At 43.5% G+C, this 18,995-nt stretch carries 17 protein-coding genes; 12 read left to right on the top strand and 5 right to left on the bottom strand.

Annotation, left to right across the window (positions count from 1 at the left end):
• Positions 1 to 28 precede the first annotated feature (28 nt).
• On the bottom strand, positions 29 to 775 hold the full coding sequence (locus UF05_RS10070) for a YciK family oxidoreductase (protein ID WP_005453938.1): 747 nt from the start codon (positions 773 to 775) through the stop codon (positions 29 to 31).
• A 254-nt stretch (positions 776 to 1,029) separates the two neighbouring features.
• On the opposite strand from UF05_RS10070, the gene sohB reads away from it, so the two are divergent.
• The 8 genes from sohB to UF05_RS10110 all read left to right on the top strand — a co-directional run bounded on the left by sohB (position 1,030) and on the right by UF05_RS10110 (position 10,089).
• Positions 1,030 to 2,091: a protease SohB gene (gene sohB / locus UF05_RS10075; protein ID WP_029833088.1), complete on the top strand. Its 1,062-nt coding sequence runs from the start codon at positions 1,030 to 1,032 to the stop codon at positions 2,089 to 2,091.
• A gap of 247 nt (positions 2,092 to 2,338) precedes the next feature.
• Entirely contained in the window at positions 2,339 to 3,019 is a 681-nt protein-coding gene (cmk, locus tag UF05_RS10080; protein WP_011106010.1) for a (d)CMP kinase, read from the top strand.
• Positions 3,020 to 3,129: 110 nt separating this feature from the next.
• Entirely contained in the window at positions 3,130 to 4,800 is a 1,671-nt protein-coding gene (rpsA, locus tag UF05_RS10085) for a 30S ribosomal protein S1 (protein WP_005494602.1), read from the top strand.
• Positions 4,801 to 5,004: 204 nt separating this feature from the next.
• A complete protein-coding gene (ihfB, locus tag UF05_RS10090; protein WP_005491075.1) occupies positions 5,005 to 5,286 on the top strand; it encodes an integration host factor subunit beta in 282 nt (93 codons plus the stop codon).
• A gap of 250 nt (positions 5,287 to 5,536) precedes the next feature.
• A complete protein-coding gene (locus tag UF05_RS10095) occupies positions 5,537 to 5,830 on the top strand; it encodes a lipopolysaccharide assembly protein LapA domain-containing protein (protein ID WP_005457987.1) in 294 nt (97 codons plus the stop codon).
• Between the two features lie 18 nt (positions 5,831 to 5,848).
• A complete protein-coding gene (gene lapB, locus UF05_RS10100) occupies positions 5,849 to 7,024 on the top strand; it encodes a lipopolysaccharide assembly protein LapB (RefSeq protein WP_005481625.1) in 1,176 nt (391 codons plus the stop codon).
• Between the two features lie 90 nt (positions 7,025 to 7,114).
• On the top strand, positions 7,115 to 7,816 hold the full coding sequence (gene pyrF, locus UF05_RS10105; protein ID WP_005481650.1) for an orotidine-5'-phosphate decarboxylase: 702 nt from the start codon (positions 7,115 to 7,117) through the stop codon (positions 7,814 to 7,816).
• A 434-nt stretch (positions 7,817 to 8,250) separates the two neighbouring features.
• The gene (locus UF05_RS10110) at positions 8,251 to 10,089 is read left to right on the top strand and encodes an extracellular solute-binding protein (RefSeq protein ID WP_015297021.1); all 1,839 of its coding nucleotides are present in this window, start codon (positions 8,251 to 8,253) and stop codon (positions 10,087 to 10,089) included.
• Between the two features lie 71 nt (positions 10,090 to 10,160).
• On the opposite strand, the gene UF05_RS10115 is transcribed toward UF05_RS10110, so the two are convergent.
• A complete protein-coding gene (locus UF05_RS10115) occupies positions 10,161 to 10,400 on the bottom strand; it encodes a hypothetical protein (RefSeq protein WP_015297020.1) in 240 nt (79 codons plus the stop codon).
• 490 nt (positions 10,401 to 10,890) lie between these two features.
• Between UF05_RS10115 and UF05_RS10120 the strand changes: the two genes are divergently transcribed.
• The 4 genes from UF05_RS10120 to UF05_RS10135 are packed head-to-tail and all read left to right on the top strand — an operon-like array spanning position 10,891 to position 15,084.
• Positions 10,891 to 11,895 carry an NAD-dependent epimerase gene (locus UF05_RS10120; protein WP_017448371.1) on the top strand — a complete coding sequence of 335 codons (1,005 nt, stop codon included), beginning with the start codon at positions 10,891 to 10,893 and terminating at the stop codon, positions 11,893 to 11,895.
• Positions 11,896 to 11,948: 53 nt separating this feature from the next.
• Positions 11,949 to 12,698: a glycosyltransferase family 2 protein gene (locus UF05_RS10125; protein ID WP_005457975.1), complete on the top strand. Its 750-nt coding sequence runs from the start codon at positions 11,949 to 11,951 to the stop codon at positions 12,696 to 12,698.
• A complete protein-coding gene (locus UF05_RS10130; RefSeq protein WP_045545732.1) occupies positions 12,695 to 13,363 on the top strand; it encodes a TVP38/TMEM64 family protein in 669 nt (222 codons plus the stop codon). Before UF05_RS10125 ends, UF05_RS10130 begins: the two co-directional genes overlap by 4 nt.
• Positions 13,360 to 15,084 (top strand): ArnT family glycosyltransferase, encoded by a 1,725-nt coding sequence (locus tag UF05_RS10135; protein ID WP_045545733.1) that lies wholly within the window; start codon positions 13,360 to 13,362, stop codon positions 15,082 to 15,084. Before UF05_RS10130 ends, UF05_RS10135 begins: the two co-directional genes overlap by 4 nt.
• Before the next feature lie 91 nt (positions 15,085 to 15,175).
• Here the strand turns inward: UF05_RS10135 and UF05_RS10140 are convergent, their stop codons facing one another.
• The 3 genes from UF05_RS10140 to UF05_RS10150 are packed head-to-tail and all read right to left on the bottom strand — an operon-like array spanning position 15,176 to position 18,724.
• The gene (locus tag UF05_RS10140) at positions 15,176 to 15,754 is read right to left on the bottom strand and encodes a PqiC family protein (RefSeq protein WP_025500311.1); all 579 of its coding nucleotides are present in this window, start codon (positions 15,752 to 15,754) and stop codon (positions 15,176 to 15,178) included.
• A complete protein-coding gene (gene pqiB / locus UF05_RS10145) occupies positions 15,754 to 17,400 on the bottom strand; it encodes an intermembrane transport protein PqiB (RefSeq protein WP_025545886.1) in 1,647 nt (548 codons plus the stop codon). The genes UF05_RS10140 and pqiB overlap by 1 nt, the downstream gene beginning before the upstream one ends.
• Entirely contained in the window at positions 17,393 to 18,724 is a 1,332-nt protein-coding gene (locus tag UF05_RS10150; RefSeq protein WP_017448374.1) for a paraquat-inducible protein A, read from the bottom strand. The genes pqiB and UF05_RS10150 overlap by 8 nt, the downstream gene beginning before the upstream one ends.
• Positions 18,725 to 18,995: the final 271 nt, after the last annotated feature.

Raw genomic sequence — 18,995 nt, forward strand, 5'->3', positions numbered from 1 at the left:
ATCGATTATGTGAGATTGTGATAATGTATTACTTACGCTTAGGTTGGGCGTCAATACACTGGCCGTGTATGTCTGTCATTGCAGGATCCATCAAATGCAGATACAGCGGCATAATGTCTAGCGGTGTTTTCAGCGTGTTCGCATCTTCACCAGGGTACGCTTTCTCACGCATGCGAGTTCGAGTCGCACCAGGGTTAATTGCGTTAACGCGCATTGGCGTGTCACTCAACTCGTCTGCCAATACTTGCATCATACCTTCCACTGCGAACTTAGATATCGCATATGGACCCCAAAAAGCACGGCCAGAATGGCCAACGGTAGAAGAGGTAAAGATAATGCGACCTGCTTCAGATTTACGCATGACAGGCAGTAGCGCTTGAGTCATCAGCACCTCGGCTTTTACGTTAATCTGCATGATGTCATCGAAGTCCTCTTCGTTGATCTGCTCGAACGGACATAACGCGCTAAGAACACCAGCATTGTGTAATAAACCATCTAGTTGACCAAATTGACCTTCAATGGTTTCCGCCATATCAATGTAGTTTTGCTTGGTCGCGCCTTTTAAATCGAGAGGGATGATCGCGGCTTGTGGGTAACCTGCGGCTTCAATTTCGTCGTAGATGGATTCAAGATTCTTAACGTTTCGGCCCAATAGAATCACAGTCGCACCGTGCTTGGCGTAAGAAAGCGCCGCTTGGCGGCCAATGCCATTACCAGCACCAGTAACAAGAATGACTTTACCTTCTAGGGCATCTTTTGAAACGGAGTAGTTCACGGTATTTAATCCTTATTATTGTAAGAGGGTCCATGTAGTGGGTTAGCGCTAAAATACGCCTGTTTCTCAATGGAAAATCTTGGTAATCGTGACAAGTTGGTTACAATACACCAATTCATGTGTTATACCAATTCCAGAACTTTCGTTAGGTATGCTATCAATCAGAACAAGTGGTTACAAACCACGTTGCCTTCTCTCTGATTTATCGATGTAGCATAGCGACTATTCGCTGGAATGAGATAAAGGAGCTCTCATTGGAATTTTTATTAGATTACGGCTTATTCTTGGCCAAGATTGTGACAGTTGTTGCTGCGATTATTGTCATTCTCATCCTTGTTAAATCGGTTGGTAGCAAATCGGGCGCTGCAAAAGGCGAACTCGAAGTGACGAATCTTTCTGAACAGCACAAGCAATCTATCGAGCAACTTGAGCACTATTTGCATGACGATGCTTTTATCAAAGCTCGTGACAAAGCAGTGAAGAAAGAAGAAAAAGAGAAGAATAAATCTCGCGAGAAAGAAATCAAACAAGCGAGCAAAGAGGGTTCGCTAGACAGCAAACGCGAACCACACCTGTTTGTTCTTGATTTCAACGGTAGCATCGATGCAAAAGAAGTCGCGTCTCTACGTGAAGAAATCACTGCCATTTTGGCTGTTGCTCGTGAAGGCGATGAAGTATTACTTCGTCTAGAGTCTGGTGGTGGCATGGTTCATGGTTACGGCTTAGCTTCCTCTCAACTTGATCGCATCAAAGCGGCCGGACTTCCTCTGACCATCTCGGTTGATAAAGTAGCAGCAAGTGGCGGTTACATGATGGCTTGTGTAGCAGACAAAATTGTTTCTGCACCATTTGCGATTGTGGGTTCGATTGGTGTCATCGCACAAATTCCAAACTTCAATAAGCTGCTGAAAAAGCACGACATCGAGTACGAGCAGTTAACGGCTGGTGAATACAAACGCACGCTAACCATGTTTGGTGAAAACACCGACAAAGCGCGTGATAAATTCAAGCAAGAGCTAGAAGAAACGCACGTATTGTTCAAAGACTTCATCCGTGAGCGTCGTCCAAGTTTAGAATTGGAAAAAGTGGCGACGGGTGAGCACTGGTTTGGTAGTCAAGCTAAAGAGTTGGGACTAGTGGATGAAATCAGCACCTCTGACGATCTTGTTGTTGCTGCGTGCAAAGAAAAAACAGTGTTAGCCGTTCATTACGTGCAGAAGAAAAAATTGGCAGACAAGCTTGCTGGTGTAGCAAGTAAAGTCGCTGACAGTGTTGTGCTTAAACTTGCAGAGCGTGGTCAAAAACCAATTGTCTAATCAATGAGATAATTCGGTCATTCAACATGGCGAGAGTGAAAGCTCTCGCCATTTTTATTGGAACTAATTTGTCTATAAACGACTCAATATCCAGAACTTATTTTTATGTGTCCTGATGAACCCAAGTGAGCATTGGGTGTAATGCTTTACACGACATTTTTCCTCGCTCCAGAAGGCGATTGCCCGTATAATACGCGCCTCGAAAACCGAGCAAATTGCTAAAAAGAAACTATAGGTGGAGAAGAACATGTCCTCTCAAACTCCGGTTGTAACCGTAGATGGACCTAGTGGTGCAGGTAAAGGCACTTTATGTATGTTGCTGGCGAAAAAGTTGGGTTTCCAACTCTTAGACTCTGGCGCAATTTATCGTGTACTTGCACTCGCTGCGATTCACCACGGTGTTGATACTGAGTCTGAAGATGCTCTTGTCCCGCTAGCGACACACCTAGACGTCCAATTTATCGCCGAAGGTGACCTAGTGAAGGTTATCTTAGAAGGTGAAGATGTCTCAGGTGAGCTTCGTAAAGAAGAAACGGGTATGGCTGCGTCTAAAGTGGCTGCATTACCGCGCGTTCGCGAAGCATTATTGCGCCGTCAGCGTGCGTTTGAAGCCGCTCCTGGCCTTGTTGCTGATGGTCGTGATATGGGTACGGTTGTATTCCCAAGTGCTCAAGCAAAAATTTTCCTTGATGCAAGCGCGGAAGAGCGTGCAAATCGACGCCTTAAACAGTTGCAAGATAAAGGGTTAGATGTTAGATTTGCTGACCTTTTAAGCGAGATCCAAGAGCGTGACGACCGAGATCGTAACCGCCCAGTGGCGCCACTACGCCCTGCAGAGGATGCGCTTGTGCTAGATTCTACGTCGATGACTATCGACGAAGTAGTAGAAAAGGCACTACAATATATCGAATCGAAGCTAGCTGAGTAATGATACTCGACTAAGCTAAGAGCGTTGGTCGCAAGGATGATGACCGGCGAATTTAATAACCCCATGAGGTAGGATACCCGTGGACGTTTAATTTATTGAAGATTAAATAAATGACTGAATCTTTTGCTCAACTCTTTGAAGAGTTTCTAAACGAAACAGAATTCCAACAAGGCAGCATCGTTAAAGGTACTGTAGTAGCTATCGAGAACGGTTTCGTTCTTGTTGACGCTGGTCTTAAGTCTGAATCTGCTATCCCTGCTGAACAGTTCAAGAACGCTGCTGGCGAACTTGAAGTTGAAGTTGGCGCTGAAGTAGACGTAGCTCTAGACGCTGTTGAAGATGGTTTCGGTGAAACTCAACTTTCTCGTGAGAAAGCTAAGCGTCACGAAGCTTGGATCGTTCTTGAGAAAGCTTACGAAGAAGCTGAAACTGTTGTTGGTATCATCAACGGTAAAGTTAAAGGCGGTTTCACTGTTGAACTAAACGGTATCCGTGCTTTCCTTCCTGGCTCTCTAGTAGACGTACGTCCAATCCGCGACACTGCTCACCTAGAAAACAAAGAGCTAGAGTTCAAAGTTATCAAACTTGACCAAAAACGTAACAACGTAGTTGTTTCACGTCGTGCTGTTATCGAATCTGAAAACAGCGTTGAGCGTGACGAGCTTCTAGAAACTCTACAAGAAGGTTCTGAAGTTAAAGGTATCGTTAAGAACCTTACTGACTACGGTGCGTTCGTTGACCTAGGTGGCGTTGACGGTCTTCTACATATCACAGATATGGCTTGGAAGCGCGTTAAGCACCCATCTGAAATCGTTAACGTTGGTGACGAGATCCAAGTTAAAGTTCTTAAGTTCGATCGTGAGCGTACTCGCGTATCACTAGGTCTTAAGCAACTAGGCGAAGATCCATGGGTAGCAATCGCTAAGCGTTACCCAGAAGGTCACAAACTAACTGGTCGCGTAACTAACCTAACTGACTACGGCTGCTTCGTTGAAATCGAAGAAGGCGTTGAAGGTCTAGTACACGTTTCTGAAATGGATTGGACTAACAAGAACATCCACCCTTCTAAAGTTGTTAATGTTGGCGACGAAGTTGAGGTTATGGTTCTTGAAATCGACGAAGAACGTCGTCGTATCTCTCTAGGTCTGAAACAGTGTAAAGCTAACCCATGGCAGTCATTCGCTGAAGCACAAGCTAAAGGCGACAAAGTTACTGGTAAGATCAAGTCAATCACTGACTTCGGTATCTTCATCGGTCTAGAAGGCGGCATCGACGGTCTAGTTCACCTATCTGACATTTCTTGGAATGTTGCTGGCGAAGAAGCTGTACGTGAGTACAAGAAAGGCGACGAGATCTCTGCAGTTGTTCTAGCAGTAGACGCTGAGCGTGAGCGTATCTCTCTAGGCATCAAGCAAATGGAAAACGACCCATTCAATGCTTACGTTGCTGACAACAAGAAAGGTACTCTAGTTAACGCTACTGTAACTGCAGTTGACGCTAAAGGTGCTACTGTTGAAATCGCAGAAGGCGTTGAAGGTTACATCCGTGCTTCTGAAGTATCTCGCGATCGCGTAGAAGATGCTTCTCTAATCCTAAGCGCTGGTGATGTTGTTGAAGCTAAGTTCACAGGTGTAGACCGTAAGAACCGCGTAATCAACCTATCTATCAAAGCTAAAGACGAAGCTGAAGAGCAAGAAGCAATGGCATCTATCAACAAGCAAGACGAAGCTGCTTTTGGTAATGCAATGGCTGACGCTTTCAAAGCTGCTAAAGGCGAATAATATACTCGCTTAAGCTAAAAAGGAGCCGCAAGGCTCCTTTTTCATGTTCAAAGTAGTAATACTAATGCTGGTAATCTATCTTAATAAAAGGCATTTCATCATTACGCAATTTGCGTAAATTTTGTCTAGAATTGTTAGCAAGTGTTTGTTGGAATTAGTATTACTTACTATAATGAGTGATAAAGATACTCAAAGAGGGCAACTATGACTAAGTCTGAACTGATTGAAAGACTCTGCGCTGAGCAAACACATTTATCAGCGAAAGAGGTAGAGGATGCTGTAAAAGATATTTTAGAGCACATGGCCTCTACACTAGAGAGCGGTGATCGTATCGAGATCCGTGGCTTTGGTAGTTTTTCTCTTCATTACCGTGAGCCTCGCGTCGGTCGTAACCCTAAAACGGGCGACAAAGTGGAATTGGAAGGTAAATACGTCCCACATTTCAAACCTGGTAAAGAGCTTCGTGAGCGTGTGAATCTAGGCTAACGCACTCTTATTGGATTAAAAAAGCGGCATACTTTTGTGTATGCCGCTTTTTTGTAATATCGCTTACGAAAATTCAATTAGGTCATTTCATACGCAAGTTGTGATACCCAAATAACTTTAACTTCTAGGGTGTGTCTACAAACCCAGCATCTTGAGGTTACTTGGGTATAGATTATTGCTAATATACGTAGTCTGAAGAAGCATTTTCCTGCATAATCTTACCTACTTACTCCTCGAAGGGTGATGTAAAATGAAAATTATAAAAATCGTTGCTGTTTTAGTTCTCTTTTTAGTTGCACTGGCTTTAGGCTCACAAAACCAAGAACTTGTGACCTTTAATTACCTTTTAGCGAAAGGAGAATTCCATTTATCAACGCTATTGGGCGTGGTATTTGTGGTTGGTTTTGCTGTAGCTTGGGTTATCTTCGCTAGCATTCAACTAAAAACTCAGCTTCAAGTTCGACGTCTTAAAAAGAAACTGAAAAAGTACGAGCCGGCTGAAGCAGAAAAAACTGCAAAGCCAGCCATTGAAAAACAGGCATAAGGATAAGGCTTAACTTTAATGCTTGAACTACTCTTCTTGTTGTTGCCGATAGCGGCTGCGTATGGCTGGTACATGGGGCATCGCAGCGCTCAGCAAGACAAGCAGAAGCAATCTCATCAAATTTCCCGTCAGTATATGGCGGGTCTGAACTTACTGCTCTCTGATCAATCAGATAAAGCCGTAGACCACTTTATTGAATTGCTCCAAGTTGACAACGAAACGATTGATACCCACTTAGCGCTGGGTAATCTTTTCCGTTCTCGTGGTGAAGTCGACCGTGCTATTCGTATCCACCAAAATCTCATTTCTCGTTCTGGCTTGACTCTAGATCAGAAAAACCTAGCCCTGCAGCAGTTAGCGAAAGACTATATGGTGTCGGGGTTTTTAGACCGAGCTGAAAAAATCTTCGAACAATTAGTTGAAGAGCCCGATTACAAAGAGGCGGCGCTCCAACAATTAGTCACTATTTACCAGCAAACGCGTGAATGGGAAAAAGCGATTCATTACGCCAATCAGCTAGCTAAAATGGGTAATCAGCGTAGTCGTATGCGTACAAATATTGCGCATTTTTGGTGTGAAATTGCCATGTTAGACCAAGCTGACGGCAATTCGAATAAAGCTATCCAGCATTTCAAAAAAGCACTTTCCGAAGATCCAAAATGTGTTCGAGCAAGTATTTCGCTCGGCCGGATTTACTTGGAGTCAGAAGACTACAAACAAACCATTAAGTATCTAACTGGTGTATTGGAGCAAGACAAAGACTTTGTGAGCGATGTTTTGCCGACAATTGCTGAGTGCTATCACCATCTCGGGCAAGAAGATGAACTGGTCGAGTTTTTACGCGCCTGTATTGATAAAAAGGCAGGGGTGTCAGCGGAGTTGATGCTGGCTCAGTTAGTCGCTCACCATGAAAGCGTCGGCGCTGCCCAAGAATTGCTGACGAAACAGCTACTGAAAAATCCAACCATGAAGGGCTTTTATCGCCTGATTGACTACCACATTGCAGAGGCTGAAGATGGTCGCGCAAAAGACAGTTTATCTACATTACAAGCGATGGTTGGAGAACAATTAAAAGTAAAACCTCACTACCGATGCAGGAAGTGTGGCTTCTCTACTCATTCCCTTTATTGGCATTGTCCTTCCTGTAAAGGGTGGGGGACGATCAAGCCAATCCGCGGATTGGATGGTGAATAGTTTTAATGCAGCTGGCAGAGTTTCTGTCCGCTGCATTTTTTTAACCTTATGTCTAACAAGTAAAAGAACCAAAAATAATTAGGAGATGAAATGATCGACCAAAAAGTTATTGTCGCACTGGATTATGATAACCAAGCTGATGCGCTAGCGTTTGTAGATAGAATTGATCCTGCGTCATGTCGCCTAAAAGTCGGCAAGGAAATGTTTACGCTATTTGGTCCTGATTTCGTACGTGAACTCCACAAACGTGGTTTTTCTGTATTCCTGGATTTGAAATTTCATGATATCCCGAACACCTGTTCAAAAGCGGTACGCGCTGCTGCTGAGTTAGGTGTATGGATGGTGAACGTTCATGCAAGCGGTGGTGAGCGTATGATGACAGCATCACGTGAGATTCTTGAGCCATATGGTAAAGATCGTCCACTTCTGATTGGTGTAACGGTACTGACTAGCATGGAACAAAGTGACTTGGCAGGTATTGGTCTGAATGTCGAACCGCAAGAGCAAGTGATTCGTCTAGCGACATTGACTAAGAACTCAGGTCTCGATGGCGTAGTGTGCTCTGCGCAAGAATCTTCACTACTTAAAAATGAGCTAGGTAAAGAGTTTAAACTTATCACTCCAGGAATTCGTCCTGCTGGTTCTGATCAAGGCGACCAACGTCGTATTATGACGCCAGTTGATGCTATTCAAGCGGGTTCTGACTACCTTGTTATTGGCCGTCCGATCACTCAGGCGACGGACCCTGCTGCCGTATTGAAATCTATCAACGACAGCTTAGCTAGCAAGTAATAACTCTCGAGCATTAAATGGATAAAGGTGAGGCTAGGATGCCTCACCTTTTTTCTTTCTCAGAACAACGAATTACCCGATGAGAACAAAGGTTCTACGGATTATTCTTAGTCCTTCAGGGGAATGCACTATATCGATCACACTTTAATAACATAATTGATAATGATAAGCCGAAAATGCAACCATGTGCTGTAGATGGCTTGCGTTACAAATAGGTAACGAATACTATGTCGAAGATGCATTCACTGCGTTGTAAGGTCTAGGATGACCTGGTGAAACTCTTTGAAATCAATATAGAAGTCGGCAGGATGTCGCTTTCATATTATGCTCCTATTATTTCCTATCTGCGTACTGTCGTGTCCGCAGCCTATCGTGAGCTTCACACTCGTCTTCCTTGTACTGACCTTAGTGCGCAAACACAACAAGGAAGAAATATGACCAAAAAAATGCCATTTTCAGTTTTGGCTGCACTGACTGCTGTCAGTTTTCAACTGCATGCAGCTGAGTTGCCTGCTGATATCGAGTGGGTTTCAAATAATAATGAGCCGTTATTTGCTTCGGAAGAAGCCGTTTATGGTGGAACTTACCGCACTTACATCGAAAGTTTTCCGCAGACATTACGCAGTGTTGGCCCGGATGCTAACTCTGGATTGCGTCAATATTTGATGGATGGCACGCCCAAAATGGCTCAACGTCACCCAAATACGGGTAAGTGGATTCCTCAATTGGCTAAGTCATGGGCATTTGGTGAAGATAATAAAACGGTTTATTTTAAGCTTGATGACACCGCAAAATGGTCTGATGGTGAGAAGATCACGGCCGATGATTATGTCTTCATGATGCAGTACTACACCTCAAAAGACATTATTGACCCTTGGTACAATGACTTTTTTACCAACAGCATTGTTAGCGTGGAAAAAATTGATGATTACACCATCCGTGTTAATTTAGCGGTTGCACAGAGTCATGATTCTCTGATGGTCATGATTAATATGCCAAGCAATGGCTTCCAACCTCGTCCAAAACACTTTTTCAAAGGTGAGAAGGATGAAAACAACGATGGCATGCCGGATAACTTTGTACGTAAATTCAACTTCAAAGCTGAACCAACGGCAGCACCATACTACCTAGATAAGGTTAAAAAAGGGAAAAGTGTTACCTTTAAGCATGTTGGTGAAGATTGGTGGGGCTACAACAATCGTTACTACAAGAACCGTTATAACGTAGAGAAAGTGCGTATCACAGTTATTCGCGATCCTGACATTGCGATGAAGCACTTCGAAAAAGGCAATCTCGATTACTTTGAAATGGTGCTACCAAGTTTTTGGCACGATAAAACGAACACTGATGTTTACAAAAAAGGTTATATCCAAAAGTATTGGGGATTCAACCAATCACCACAAGGCGCTGGTGGCGTATGGATGAATACGGCAATGCCTTTGTTGGATAATCTTGAAGTGCGCAAAGGCATCATGGCTGCAACAGATTTTGATGGCATGATAGAGAACATCATGCGTGGTGACTACTCACGTAAGCCACATGGTTTGGGCTTTGGTCATGGTGAGTATGACGATCCAAACAACACACCGCCAAAGTTTGATGTCGATGCTGCGGTTAAGCATTTCGAAAAAGCAGGTTTTGATACTTTAGGTTCAGATGGTATTCGCGTAAACGACAAAGGCCAACGTTTAAGCTTTGCGATTACGTACGGTTACAACTCATGGACACCTCGTATTGCATACTTAAAAGAGCAAGCGAAGCTGGCAGGTCTAGAGTTCACATTGAACTTGGTCGATGGTTCATCTGCGTTTAAGTACATTCTAGAGAAGAAGCACCAGCTGGCATTCCTGAACATGGGATCTGGTGAGATTCCAGCTTACTGGGAGTACTTGCACTCTGACAATGCGAACAAGCCGCAAACCAATGCTCACACCAACTACAGTAGCCCAGAACTCGATAAGTTGATCGAAGCGTATGATGCAGAGTTTGATCAGAATAAACGTTATGAGCTGTCGCACCAGATTCAAGAATACGTAAAAGAAGCAAATATTATTGTTCCTGGATACATGGTGCCTTACTCACGTGTAGCACATTGGCGTTGGGTTAAAATTCCAAAAGATGGCATGACTAAAGCAACGGAATGGGTTCTGCACCCAATGGATATCGGTAACTTCTGGATTGATGAATCCGTTAAGAAAGAGACTGAAAAAGCCATGAAGAGCGGTAAAGCCTTCCCAGAAGTCACCGTGATTGATGATCGCTACAAGCTGTAATCGTTACTGACTAAGATAGAAAGAAAGCCCCACCATATGAGTGGGGCTTTTTGTTTGTGGATTATGCTGCGTTAGCTAACTAAGTAAGACGCCTCTAATAGGTAAGTTTTTACATCACCTAGGGGCGAAAACGCTTTGTCGATCGTTTTAAATCGTTCATCAATAGAATCACAGGCGATGATTTGACTGAATGTTTCGATTGATAACGCTTCATTTGTTTTGAAAAACTGATGGACATTTTCCAACTGAACTTTATGAACGTTTTCGACTTTAGTTAGTGCATTCGTTAGATCTGAAATATTAATCGACATTGCTACTTAATGACCTTATCTACAGGCTTTGCTGAGCCATAGGACGTGGGCTTTATATTTGGCGGTAGAGTATCACTAACCTGTGGAGCACAGACTGATGGAGATCAATTTGTGCAGTTCGTACCAGTATCAAACGCTTTGAGGTAGAGGTGAGCTAGCAGAAAGTCTAAGCATCTAATGCTTGGATGGCGATATTATGCTTAATGTAAAACCGAAGTAAGTATTTTTATTCTTTATCAAATGTAGATTATGAATGGAAATAATTGAGTTTTCATTAAATAAATATGAAATATAAATAACGTAATAAAAATACTCTTGCTGGTTAACTTCACTATTAATATTGATGTTTTTCTTCGTTTTTCATAATAATCTAGATCAAAATCACAGCATCATTAAATTCAATATAACCAAGAAGTAGCGCTAGTTAATTAGCTTTACATATCAATAAATTACTACTATTTTTGTTGTATGCGTCTTATGGTGTTAATTTATGAAGTACTTAGTTACAGGTGCGGCAGGTTTTATTGGTAGTGCAACTATTAGAAAACTAAACTCATTAGGATATGAGGTTGTAGGTATTGATAATATCAATGACTATTATGATGTTGAGTTAAAGTATGCAAGATTAAGTTTTATAAAAAATCCATTATTTCGATTCTTTAATATGGATATATCAAATAAAAATGAAATAGAACGTTTATTTGAGAAAGAAAAGTTTGACAGAGTTATCCATCTTGCCGCACAGGCTGGTGTTAGATATTCACTTGTAAACCCACATTGTTACGCTGAATCGAATTTAAGTGGATTTTTAAACGTCTTAGAAGCTTGTCGTAAAAGCCATATCAAGCATTTCATATATGCATCTTCCAGCTCCGTTTACGGCTTAAACAAGAAAGTGCCTTTCTCTACATCGGATAATGTTGATCACCCCGTTTCTTTATATGCAGCGACTAAAAAATCTAATGAATTGATGGCGCATAGTTATTCTCATCTCTATCAACTTCCTACAACAGGCTTACGTTTTTTTACTGTGTATGGTTCTTGGGGACGTCCAGATATGGCGCCTTTTATCTTTACTGAGAAAATAATTAACGGTCAGTCTATTGATATTAATAATAATGGCGATATGTGGAGGGACTTTACCCATATTAATGACATTGTCGAAGGGATAGTCAGAATTTCTGATGTCATACCAAGAATTAATCAGCGATGGCAGTTTGAAAATAGTACTCCAGCGGATAGTTCTGCTCCTTATTCTATTTACAATATTGGTTATGGTTCACCGATTTGTTTGATGGATTTTATCAAAGCAATAGAAAATGAACTCGGAATAGAAGCAAAGAAAAATTATCGAGAGATGCAGCCAGGAGATGTATACCAAACCTATGCTGATACAACAGCTTTCTATCAAGCCACTGGTTACCGGCCGTCAGTTTCCGTAGAAGAAGGTATTGCCGAGTTTGTCGCTTGGTACCGGAATTTTTATAACAAGTAAAAGATTTGTCATTCAGAACTTTCAAGGTCGAGAGTTCACATAAGGTTAGAGCTATGTTACCGAGTATATCAGTCGTTATTCCTGCAAAAAATGAACAAGGAAATATCGGGAAGTTAGTGAAAGAAATTCATGCCAGTTTAGAAGCATACCCTAACGTCGAAATTGTCATTACGGACGACGGTAGTACCGATGATACGGTGCAAGAGGCACTTGAAGCTGCTAAAGAATGTGGGTGTGACCTGCAAGTGGTTAGCCACGAACATAGTTGCGGTCAAAGCACAGCAGTGTTAACTGCCGTCAAACATGCAAAAGGCGAGTGGATTGTTACCTCCGATGCTGATGGGCAGAACGATCCGTCGGATATGCCTAAGATGCTTGAGCTTGCTGCTAAAGTCAGCAATCCGAATTTTTGCATCGCGGGTTATCGAGCGAAAAGGTTGGATACCGCTTGGGTTAGGTTTCAATCGAAGGTGGCGAACAAAGTGCGCCATGCATTACTAGGTGATGGTGTTCCAGATTCTGGTTGTGGACTTAAAGTCATCCCTAAATCGACTTATCTGCGCTTGCCGTATTTTGATCATATGCATCGGTTTTTGCCTGCACTCATCAAAGCGATGGGCGGGGAAATCGTCGTTCACCCAGTCGCGCACCGAGACAGAGAAGCAGGCACTTCCAATTACAATGCATGGAACCGTGCTTGGGTAGGGATTGTTGATATGTTTGGTGTGATCTGGTTACAAAAGCGCACGAAAAATCCGATGATCAAAGCTGTCAGCATTGCCAATGAAAATGCAAAACAATGAAATGGTTAAAGCTTGCACTTCTTATACTTGCTGGGGTTTTGTTAGCAAATCAGCTCGATAATCCCGTTTTATCTCACCTCACAGATAAGAACTGGCTGGTTGGCTACATTCAAAAAAACGGGGCTTTAGGGCATGTAGTCATCTTCACATTCAGTGTGGTGTTTTTGTCGTTGAGTGGGCCAAAGCAAGCCATCGCATTGGTATTCGGCTATTTATACCACGTCCAATTAGGCGTGCTTATCACCTTATTTGCTTGTGTTTTGGGGGCGACATTTAACTACGCCTGCGCGCGCTTTCTCATCGGAAATTGGCTATATCGACGGTTCCCGAAAAAAATGACGCGTTTTAATTCATTTGCGAGTCGTAAGCCGTTTTACAAAATCCTTTTGCTACGTTTGTTTCCGATTGGGAATAACGTCGTGACCAATGTTTTATCGGGTAGTGTCCGAGTGCCGTTCTTTGCCTTTATCTCCGCCAGTCTGTTGGGATACTTGCCTCAAATTATCATCTTCGCATTGATGGGCGCTGGTATTCATTCATCGAGTAATACAATGATATATCTCAGTATTTTCTTTGGTATCGTTAGCGCGGTACTCACAGGGTTTCTCTATCGAGATCATATTAAAAGTCGTGTCGAATTATTGAATATGGAAGAGGAAGTATGAGCTTAGTGACGTCCAAGTGTCGACAAGTTTGGCAAAGTGATGACTATTATCAAACCCTATGGTTTTTGTTGTTCCTCGCCTTCATCATTATTTTTTCGGGGATAGGGTTACGGGACCCGTGGCCTGCCGATGAACCACGCTTTGTCGAAGTTGCTCGAGAGATGGTGCAATCAGGAAACTGGTTTTTTCCTACCAGAGGGGGAGAGCTCTATCCCGATAAACCGCCAGTATTTATGTGGTCAATGGCGGCTTTTTATTGGTTGACCGGCAGCCTAAAAGCAACGTTCATGTTACCTAATGCGATTGTCAGCCTAATTGCTTTGGTGTGCTGTTACGATATTTCCGCAAAGCTGTGGAATGTCAAAACTGCTCGAAATGTGGGCTTTCTACTATTGCTTGCTCCACAATTTATTATTCAAGCAAAAGCGGCGCAAATTGATGCGATGGTAGCCGCGTGGATCACCATCTCCATGTATGGGCTGTTGCGACACTTCTATATTAAGACCAACTGGGTTTGGTATTGCTTGGCTTGGGTGTTTATGGGGCTTGGCATTATTACAAAAGGTGTTGGATTTCTTCCCGCGTTGTTTTTGATACCCGTTTTGTTTTTGCATTTTTCTGGCAGACACCATTTTGAAGATGCGGTTTCGTGGAAGCTATTACTGGGCCCAGTGTTCATGCTTTTGACCATTGCATGTTGGTTTGTGCCTATGGTTTCGATCGTAGAGAGCAGTCATAACCCTGATTTTGCTGCTTACAGAGACAACATCTTGTTTAAACAAACGGGTGAGCGTTATGCGAACTCTTGGGGACACATTCAGCCATGGTATTACTTTATTGTCAGTGTGATTCCCGTTATGTGGTTCCCGCTGTACTTGGTGTTTTTCAATAAGAAGTGTTGGCAACAACTACGATTATCACCTGCGTTATTAAGTTTGTTCGCTTGGGTTGTGCTTGTTATCGCTTTCTTTAGTCTGAGCCCGGGTAAGCGAGGTGTTTACATATTGCCAGCGCTTCCAATGCTTGCTGTTATTGCGGGTTATGCGTTAACGAACCAAGCTTGGCCTAAATGGACCGACAAATTACTTAAAGCTATCGTGTTGATTTTAGGTGTAGTTTTGTTTTCTGCCGCTGTTGTTGCAGGTCTAGAGGTTAAATCCGTCACGAAGCATTTAGGCGAGTACGATTCTATATTCCCTTACGTCGTATTCTTTCTTGTTGCCGCAGCGATTTGGGTTGGCGCATTTTTCAAAACGCGCACGGTACAGGCTCGATATACCTTTTGGGTGGCTCTTGCGCTGACTTGGGTCTGGTATAGCGTTGCGGGATATACATTGCTTAACCCAGTTCGCACGCCGGCTAAAGAGATCATGTCAGAAGCACAAAAAGCAATTGGTAAAGATGGTGAGTTAGGACTGACGCTATTTAAAGAGCAATTTTTGCTGTTTTCACCTGTGTCGGTAACACATTTTAGCTATTTGTCAGATCACAAAGAGCAAGAGCGCAATGCTTGGTTGTGGCTACAAGAGAAGCCGAATCGGTATATCTTGACCCAAGGTGGGAATGAGATGGAATGTTTCGATGCCAACAAAGCGAAAAAACTAGGGGAAGCCCACCGCCGAGATTGGATTTTATTTGATGCCGAGAGTGCACTTGAATCCTGTCAGCCGCCAAGAAGCATCAAACGATATGAGCTACATATCGACAAGCCATATTCTTAATCTCTTGAGCCGCTAAACATACATAAACAAGAAAGGGGAGCGTGATGCTCCCCTCTATTATCTGATGACTTTCGTATCTGATGTCTATTTACTATAGCTGCGCAGCTATATCGTCGGTTAGTTGGTTCAAACCTGCCGACAGTGCATCAACCAGAGCGTCGTAGCCTTCATCTTGCAATGGCATCAATATTTTTATTTGCGAGCTGCGAACGACGTTGCCGCTTGCATCGATGAGTAACCATTCACCTTCAATCTCTGCATTACCTTGGTAGCTACCATTAAACTTGTTCAAACTAAGTTGAAGCTTGGATTCTCCACTTTGATCCAGAAGATTATTCATTTCAACTGGCCAATAGTCGCTTTGTTTTTGGCGTAGCTCAGCCACAATACGTTGGGTAATTTGCTCAGAAATACTTTGAGCCCACTGGTGGCGTTTGGCTTGAACAATCTGAGTATTTGATGTGCGATACACAATACTATTGTCATTCAGGTAGCTAGCGAGTTGAGCCGGACGAATCACCAGTAAAGGGCGTTCTGCAACGCTCATCTGGTTAGACGTTTTTGTCTCAGCTTTAGGTAGGAGATACAGCGCCCCCGTTGCTTCTGGTGCGCTGCTGCATCCTGTCAATCCGGTTACAAGTGCTGTCGCTAATAAAAATACACGTTTCATTATTGTTGCCCTCTAACAGGAATTGGATCCTTCACTTCATCTTCTCCAAATACTAATGAGTTTGGTTTTTCATTTAGCTGCTTTAAAACAGGTTTGAATTCCGTCATCACCTTTTCTAGCTCTTTCAATGTCGATTCCATTTCACTGTACATTGTCGAGTTAGGGCCGTATCCATCCAGCGTTTTTTGCAGTTGCTGCAAGCTTTGGCGAATATCTGCAGGGATCTCTTGTGTGTCTTTTTGGCTTAAGAGCTTATCAATGCTATTCGCCACTTTTTCTGCGGACGCCAAGGTGCGCTCAGACGTTTTCAACGTTGCATTCAGAGACGTTAATGTATCTTCCATTGGCAAGTTATTGAGTTTGTTTAAGAAGTCATTTACTTGGCGCTGAACCTGTGCAAAGCCACCTCGCATTGTAGGGAAGACATCCAAATCAGCAAACGTACTCGGCACGTAAGGCTCGTCATCGGGATAGAAGTCAGCGTCAACATACAGTGCGCCTGTTAATAAGTTGCCCGTTTTTAAAGTACCGCGTAAACCTTTTGCAAACTCACTTTTCAATTTCTCTTTTAACATCGGCAAAGATTGAGATTGGAAGTCGCCATAAACGCGACCTAACTCGATACGTACCAAGACAGGGATTTTTTTAGCAGAAAAGTTCTCTTCTGGTGTCGGAAGGCGCATTGGTACACGCATTACGGTACCTATTCTTAATCCACGATATTCGACGGGCGCCTTACGCTTAAGTCCTCGCACTGATTCATCGAAAAGCATAACGAATTCAATATAATCATCGTACATACCTTCACGCAGTTGTTTTACATCGTCGTACAAGCGGAAGTTCGTCATATCTTGGGTAAGTGGTTCACCCGACTCCATTCCAGGAATGCTATCAAAGGTGACGCCACCAGTAAGAAGGCTTTCAAGCGAGCCAAATTTCACTTCAAACCCTTCCGCATTCAACTGTAGATCGAGGCCTGAATTGAGCCAGAATTTGGTGCGAGTGCGCACTAAACTGTCGTAAGGCTTAAAGATGAAAAGTTGGTAAAGAGCACGGCGCGTATCTACGTCAAAGCTGGTTTTCTCTACTCGCCCAACCGTAAAACCTTTATAAATAACCGGGTCACCCACACCAAGCTTACCTGCTTCACGGTGAGTCAAGACAATGCGCAGACCTTCTGCGTCAGGCGAAGCGACAGGTGGCACATCCAGAACTGCGAAATGATCTTTTTCGACCTCAGAACTGCCCGGTTGCAATTGAATGTAAGCACCGGAGAGAAGGGTTTCCAAACCAGAGACGCCATCACGGCCAATGCGCGGCTTCACCACCCAAAACATGGTGTCATCTCGCAGCATGCGCTCTGCGTCTTTATTCATCTGCGCTTTGGCGATGATGTGATCGTAGTTCTCACTGAGTGTGACTTCAGTGATCAGTCCCACTTTCACATTCAGTGCGCGGATTTCTGTCTTGCCGACTTCAATCCCATCCGCAGTTGGCAGCTGTAAAGTAATTTGTGGGCCAGTACTGTTGATGTATTGGAACAGCATCCACGCTCCCATGGCTAGCGCAAGGATCGGAACAATCCAAATAGCAGAAATCTGCTTTTGCGGTTTTATTTGAGCGGTTGCGTTGTTCTCATCACTCATATTTGGCTTTCTCAGTTAGGTTATTAGTCATCGGCTCTTGCACTTCGCTCTGTGGTAGTTGCCACAACAAACGGGAGTCAAAAATCATCGCAGAGAGCATGGTGAAAATGACCACTGCGGCAAAAGATAATGCAGCAGGGCCGGGGTAAATTGCCATTAAGTTTTGCAACTGAACCAGTGCAACCAAAATGGCGACAACAAAAATATCGATCATTGACCAACGGCCAATGAATTCGGTTAATCGGTATATCTTTAAGCGCGAAATGCTCTCTTCAGGTGGAAGGTATTGAGCCTTTTGCGCATTGTAATACAACCACGCCAACGCCAACATTTTCGCCATCGGGATAAACACACTCGCGAAGAAAATCACCATGGCGATAGGGTAGGAGCCTAAATGCCACAGCAAGATGACGCCTTCCATTATGGTTGAACCTTCTGAGTGCCCAAGACTGACGGTATACATCATAGGGTAGAGGTTTGCTGGGATATAAAAAATCACCGAGGCAAACAACAATGCCCACGCTTTTTGTAGGTTCTCGCTCGGGTTGTATTCGTGAAGTCGACTGTAACAGCGAATACAGCGCTGATGTTTTTTATCCTCGATGGGATTGAGTTGGTGGCAAGTGTGGCAACCGATGTGATTGTGGTTGTGGTGAGTGTCACCTTCTTTGACGCTTGGTAACTCGATTGCCGGAATAAAGTGCCCCCACAGCCAGCTTTTATCGACCATCGAAATGCATTTCACCACCAATATCGTGTATACACAAAACGCCCAAAACGAGCTGCCCATACCGATGTCGGCCAGAGACGCAATTTTAATTAAGCTCACCAATACGCCAATTAAAAACACATCGACCATTAACCACGGTTCAACTCGAAACAGAATTCGGCAAAGTACTTTGGCCATACGCTGCTGCTTTTTAGACGGCGGATGGTTGCGAACTTTTAACGCCTCAAGGTGCAGAAAAAGGATCAAACCCACATAGATAGCTGGCAAAACGACGACCGTCGCGAGCAGAAGCGCACCAAGAAGGGCGTTTTGAAATTCAGCCAGCATTTTGGCTGCGTGAAGCAGAGTGATCTCTTGCGACAACCCTTGCACGCTGAATGACATGAATGGGAAAGAGATACTGAGCACCAGCATGATCAAACACGCAGACGATACCGCAATCACGCTTTGATAAGGCTTGGCGTTAATTTTTGTAAGTGAATGCGAACATCGAGGGCATTGAGCTTTTTGCCCTTGCTCGATCTCCGGAATGCGGACGACAAGGCCACATTCTTCGCAAGAAATTAACTGACGTGAATTAGGTTGAATACTCATTGGGTAGGTTTTGAATTCATTTGTCCTAAGAATACTCTGTTTTCACTAGACACGCTTGTGTTGATTCAGGAGTTTACGAGTTTCTTACTTTTGCAATCGCCGTGCGCGTGTTGCTAAAACATGCCAAGCGACGCTGAAAAGTATGCAACATTTTACTGCTAGGGTTTGAAATTGGGAAGTCGTTACCGCATAGAAGTGGTTTGAGTGAAGCAAATGAAATGGTGATTTTTGGGATGAGGGAGAGAAAGAACCTGCCCAAGCATAGGGCAGG

It is taken from the genome of Vibrio sp. S457-15 (genome assembly GCF_000960545.1).
GTDB classification, from domain to species: domain Bacteria; phylum Pseudomonadota; class Gammaproteobacteria; order Enterobacterales; family Vibrionaceae; genus Vibrio; species Vibrio parahaemolyticus.

Coding starts and splice junctions, on each gene's coding strand:
- UF05_RS10135 (WP_045545733.1), top strand. CDS start 13,360: ATGAGCTTAGTGACGTCCAAGTGTCGACAAGTTTGGCAAAGTGATGAC.
- rpsA (WP_005494602.1), top strand. CDS start 3,130: ATGACTGAATCTTTTGCTCAACTCTTTGAAGAGTTTCTAAACGAAACA.
- pqiB (WP_025545886.1), bottom strand. CDS start 17,400: ATGAGTGATGAGAACAACGCAACCGCTCAAATAAAACCGCAAAAGCAG.
- UF05_RS10150 (WP_017448374.1), bottom strand. CDS start 18,724: ATGAGTATTCAACCTAATTCACGTCAGTTAATTTCTTGCGAAGAATGT.
- pyrF (WP_005481650.1), top strand. CDS start 7,115: ATGATCGACCAAAAAGTTATTGTCGCACTGGATTATGATAACCAAGCT.
- cmk (WP_011106010.1), top strand. CDS start 2,339: ATGTCCTCTCAAACTCCGGTTGTAACCGTAGATGGACCTAGTGGTGCA.
- ihfB (WP_005491075.1), top strand. CDS start 5,005: ATGACTAAGTCTGAACTGATTGAAAGACTCTGCGCTGAGCAAACACAT.
- UF05_RS10140 (WP_025500311.1), bottom strand. CDS start 15,754: ATGAAACGTGTATTTTTATTAGCGACAGCACTTGTAACCGGATTGACA.
- UF05_RS10130 (WP_045545732.1), top strand. CDS start 12,695: ATGAAATGGTTAAAGCTTGCACTTCTTATACTTGCTGGGGTTTTGTTA.
- UF05_RS10110 (WP_015297021.1), top strand. CDS start 8,251: ATGACCAAAAAAATGCCATTTTCAGTTTTGGCTGCACTGACTGCTGTC.
- UF05_RS10115 (WP_015297020.1), bottom strand. CDS start 10,400: ATGTCGATTAATATTTCAGATCTAACGAATGCACTAACTAAAGTCGAA.
- UF05_RS10125 (WP_005457975.1), top strand. CDS start 11,949: ATGTTACCGAGTATATCAGTCGTTATTCCTGCAAAAAATGAACAAGGA.
- UF05_RS10095 (WP_005457987.1), top strand. CDS start 5,537: ATGAAAATTATAAAAATCGTTGCTGTTTTAGTTCTCTTTTTAGTTGCA.
- UF05_RS10120 (WP_017448371.1), top strand. CDS start 10,891: ATGAAGTACTTAGTTACAGGTGCGGCAGGTTTTATTGGTAGTGCAACT.
- lapB (WP_005481625.1), top strand. CDS start 5,849: ATGCTTGAACTACTCTTCTTGTTGTTGCCGATAGCGGCTGCGTATGGC.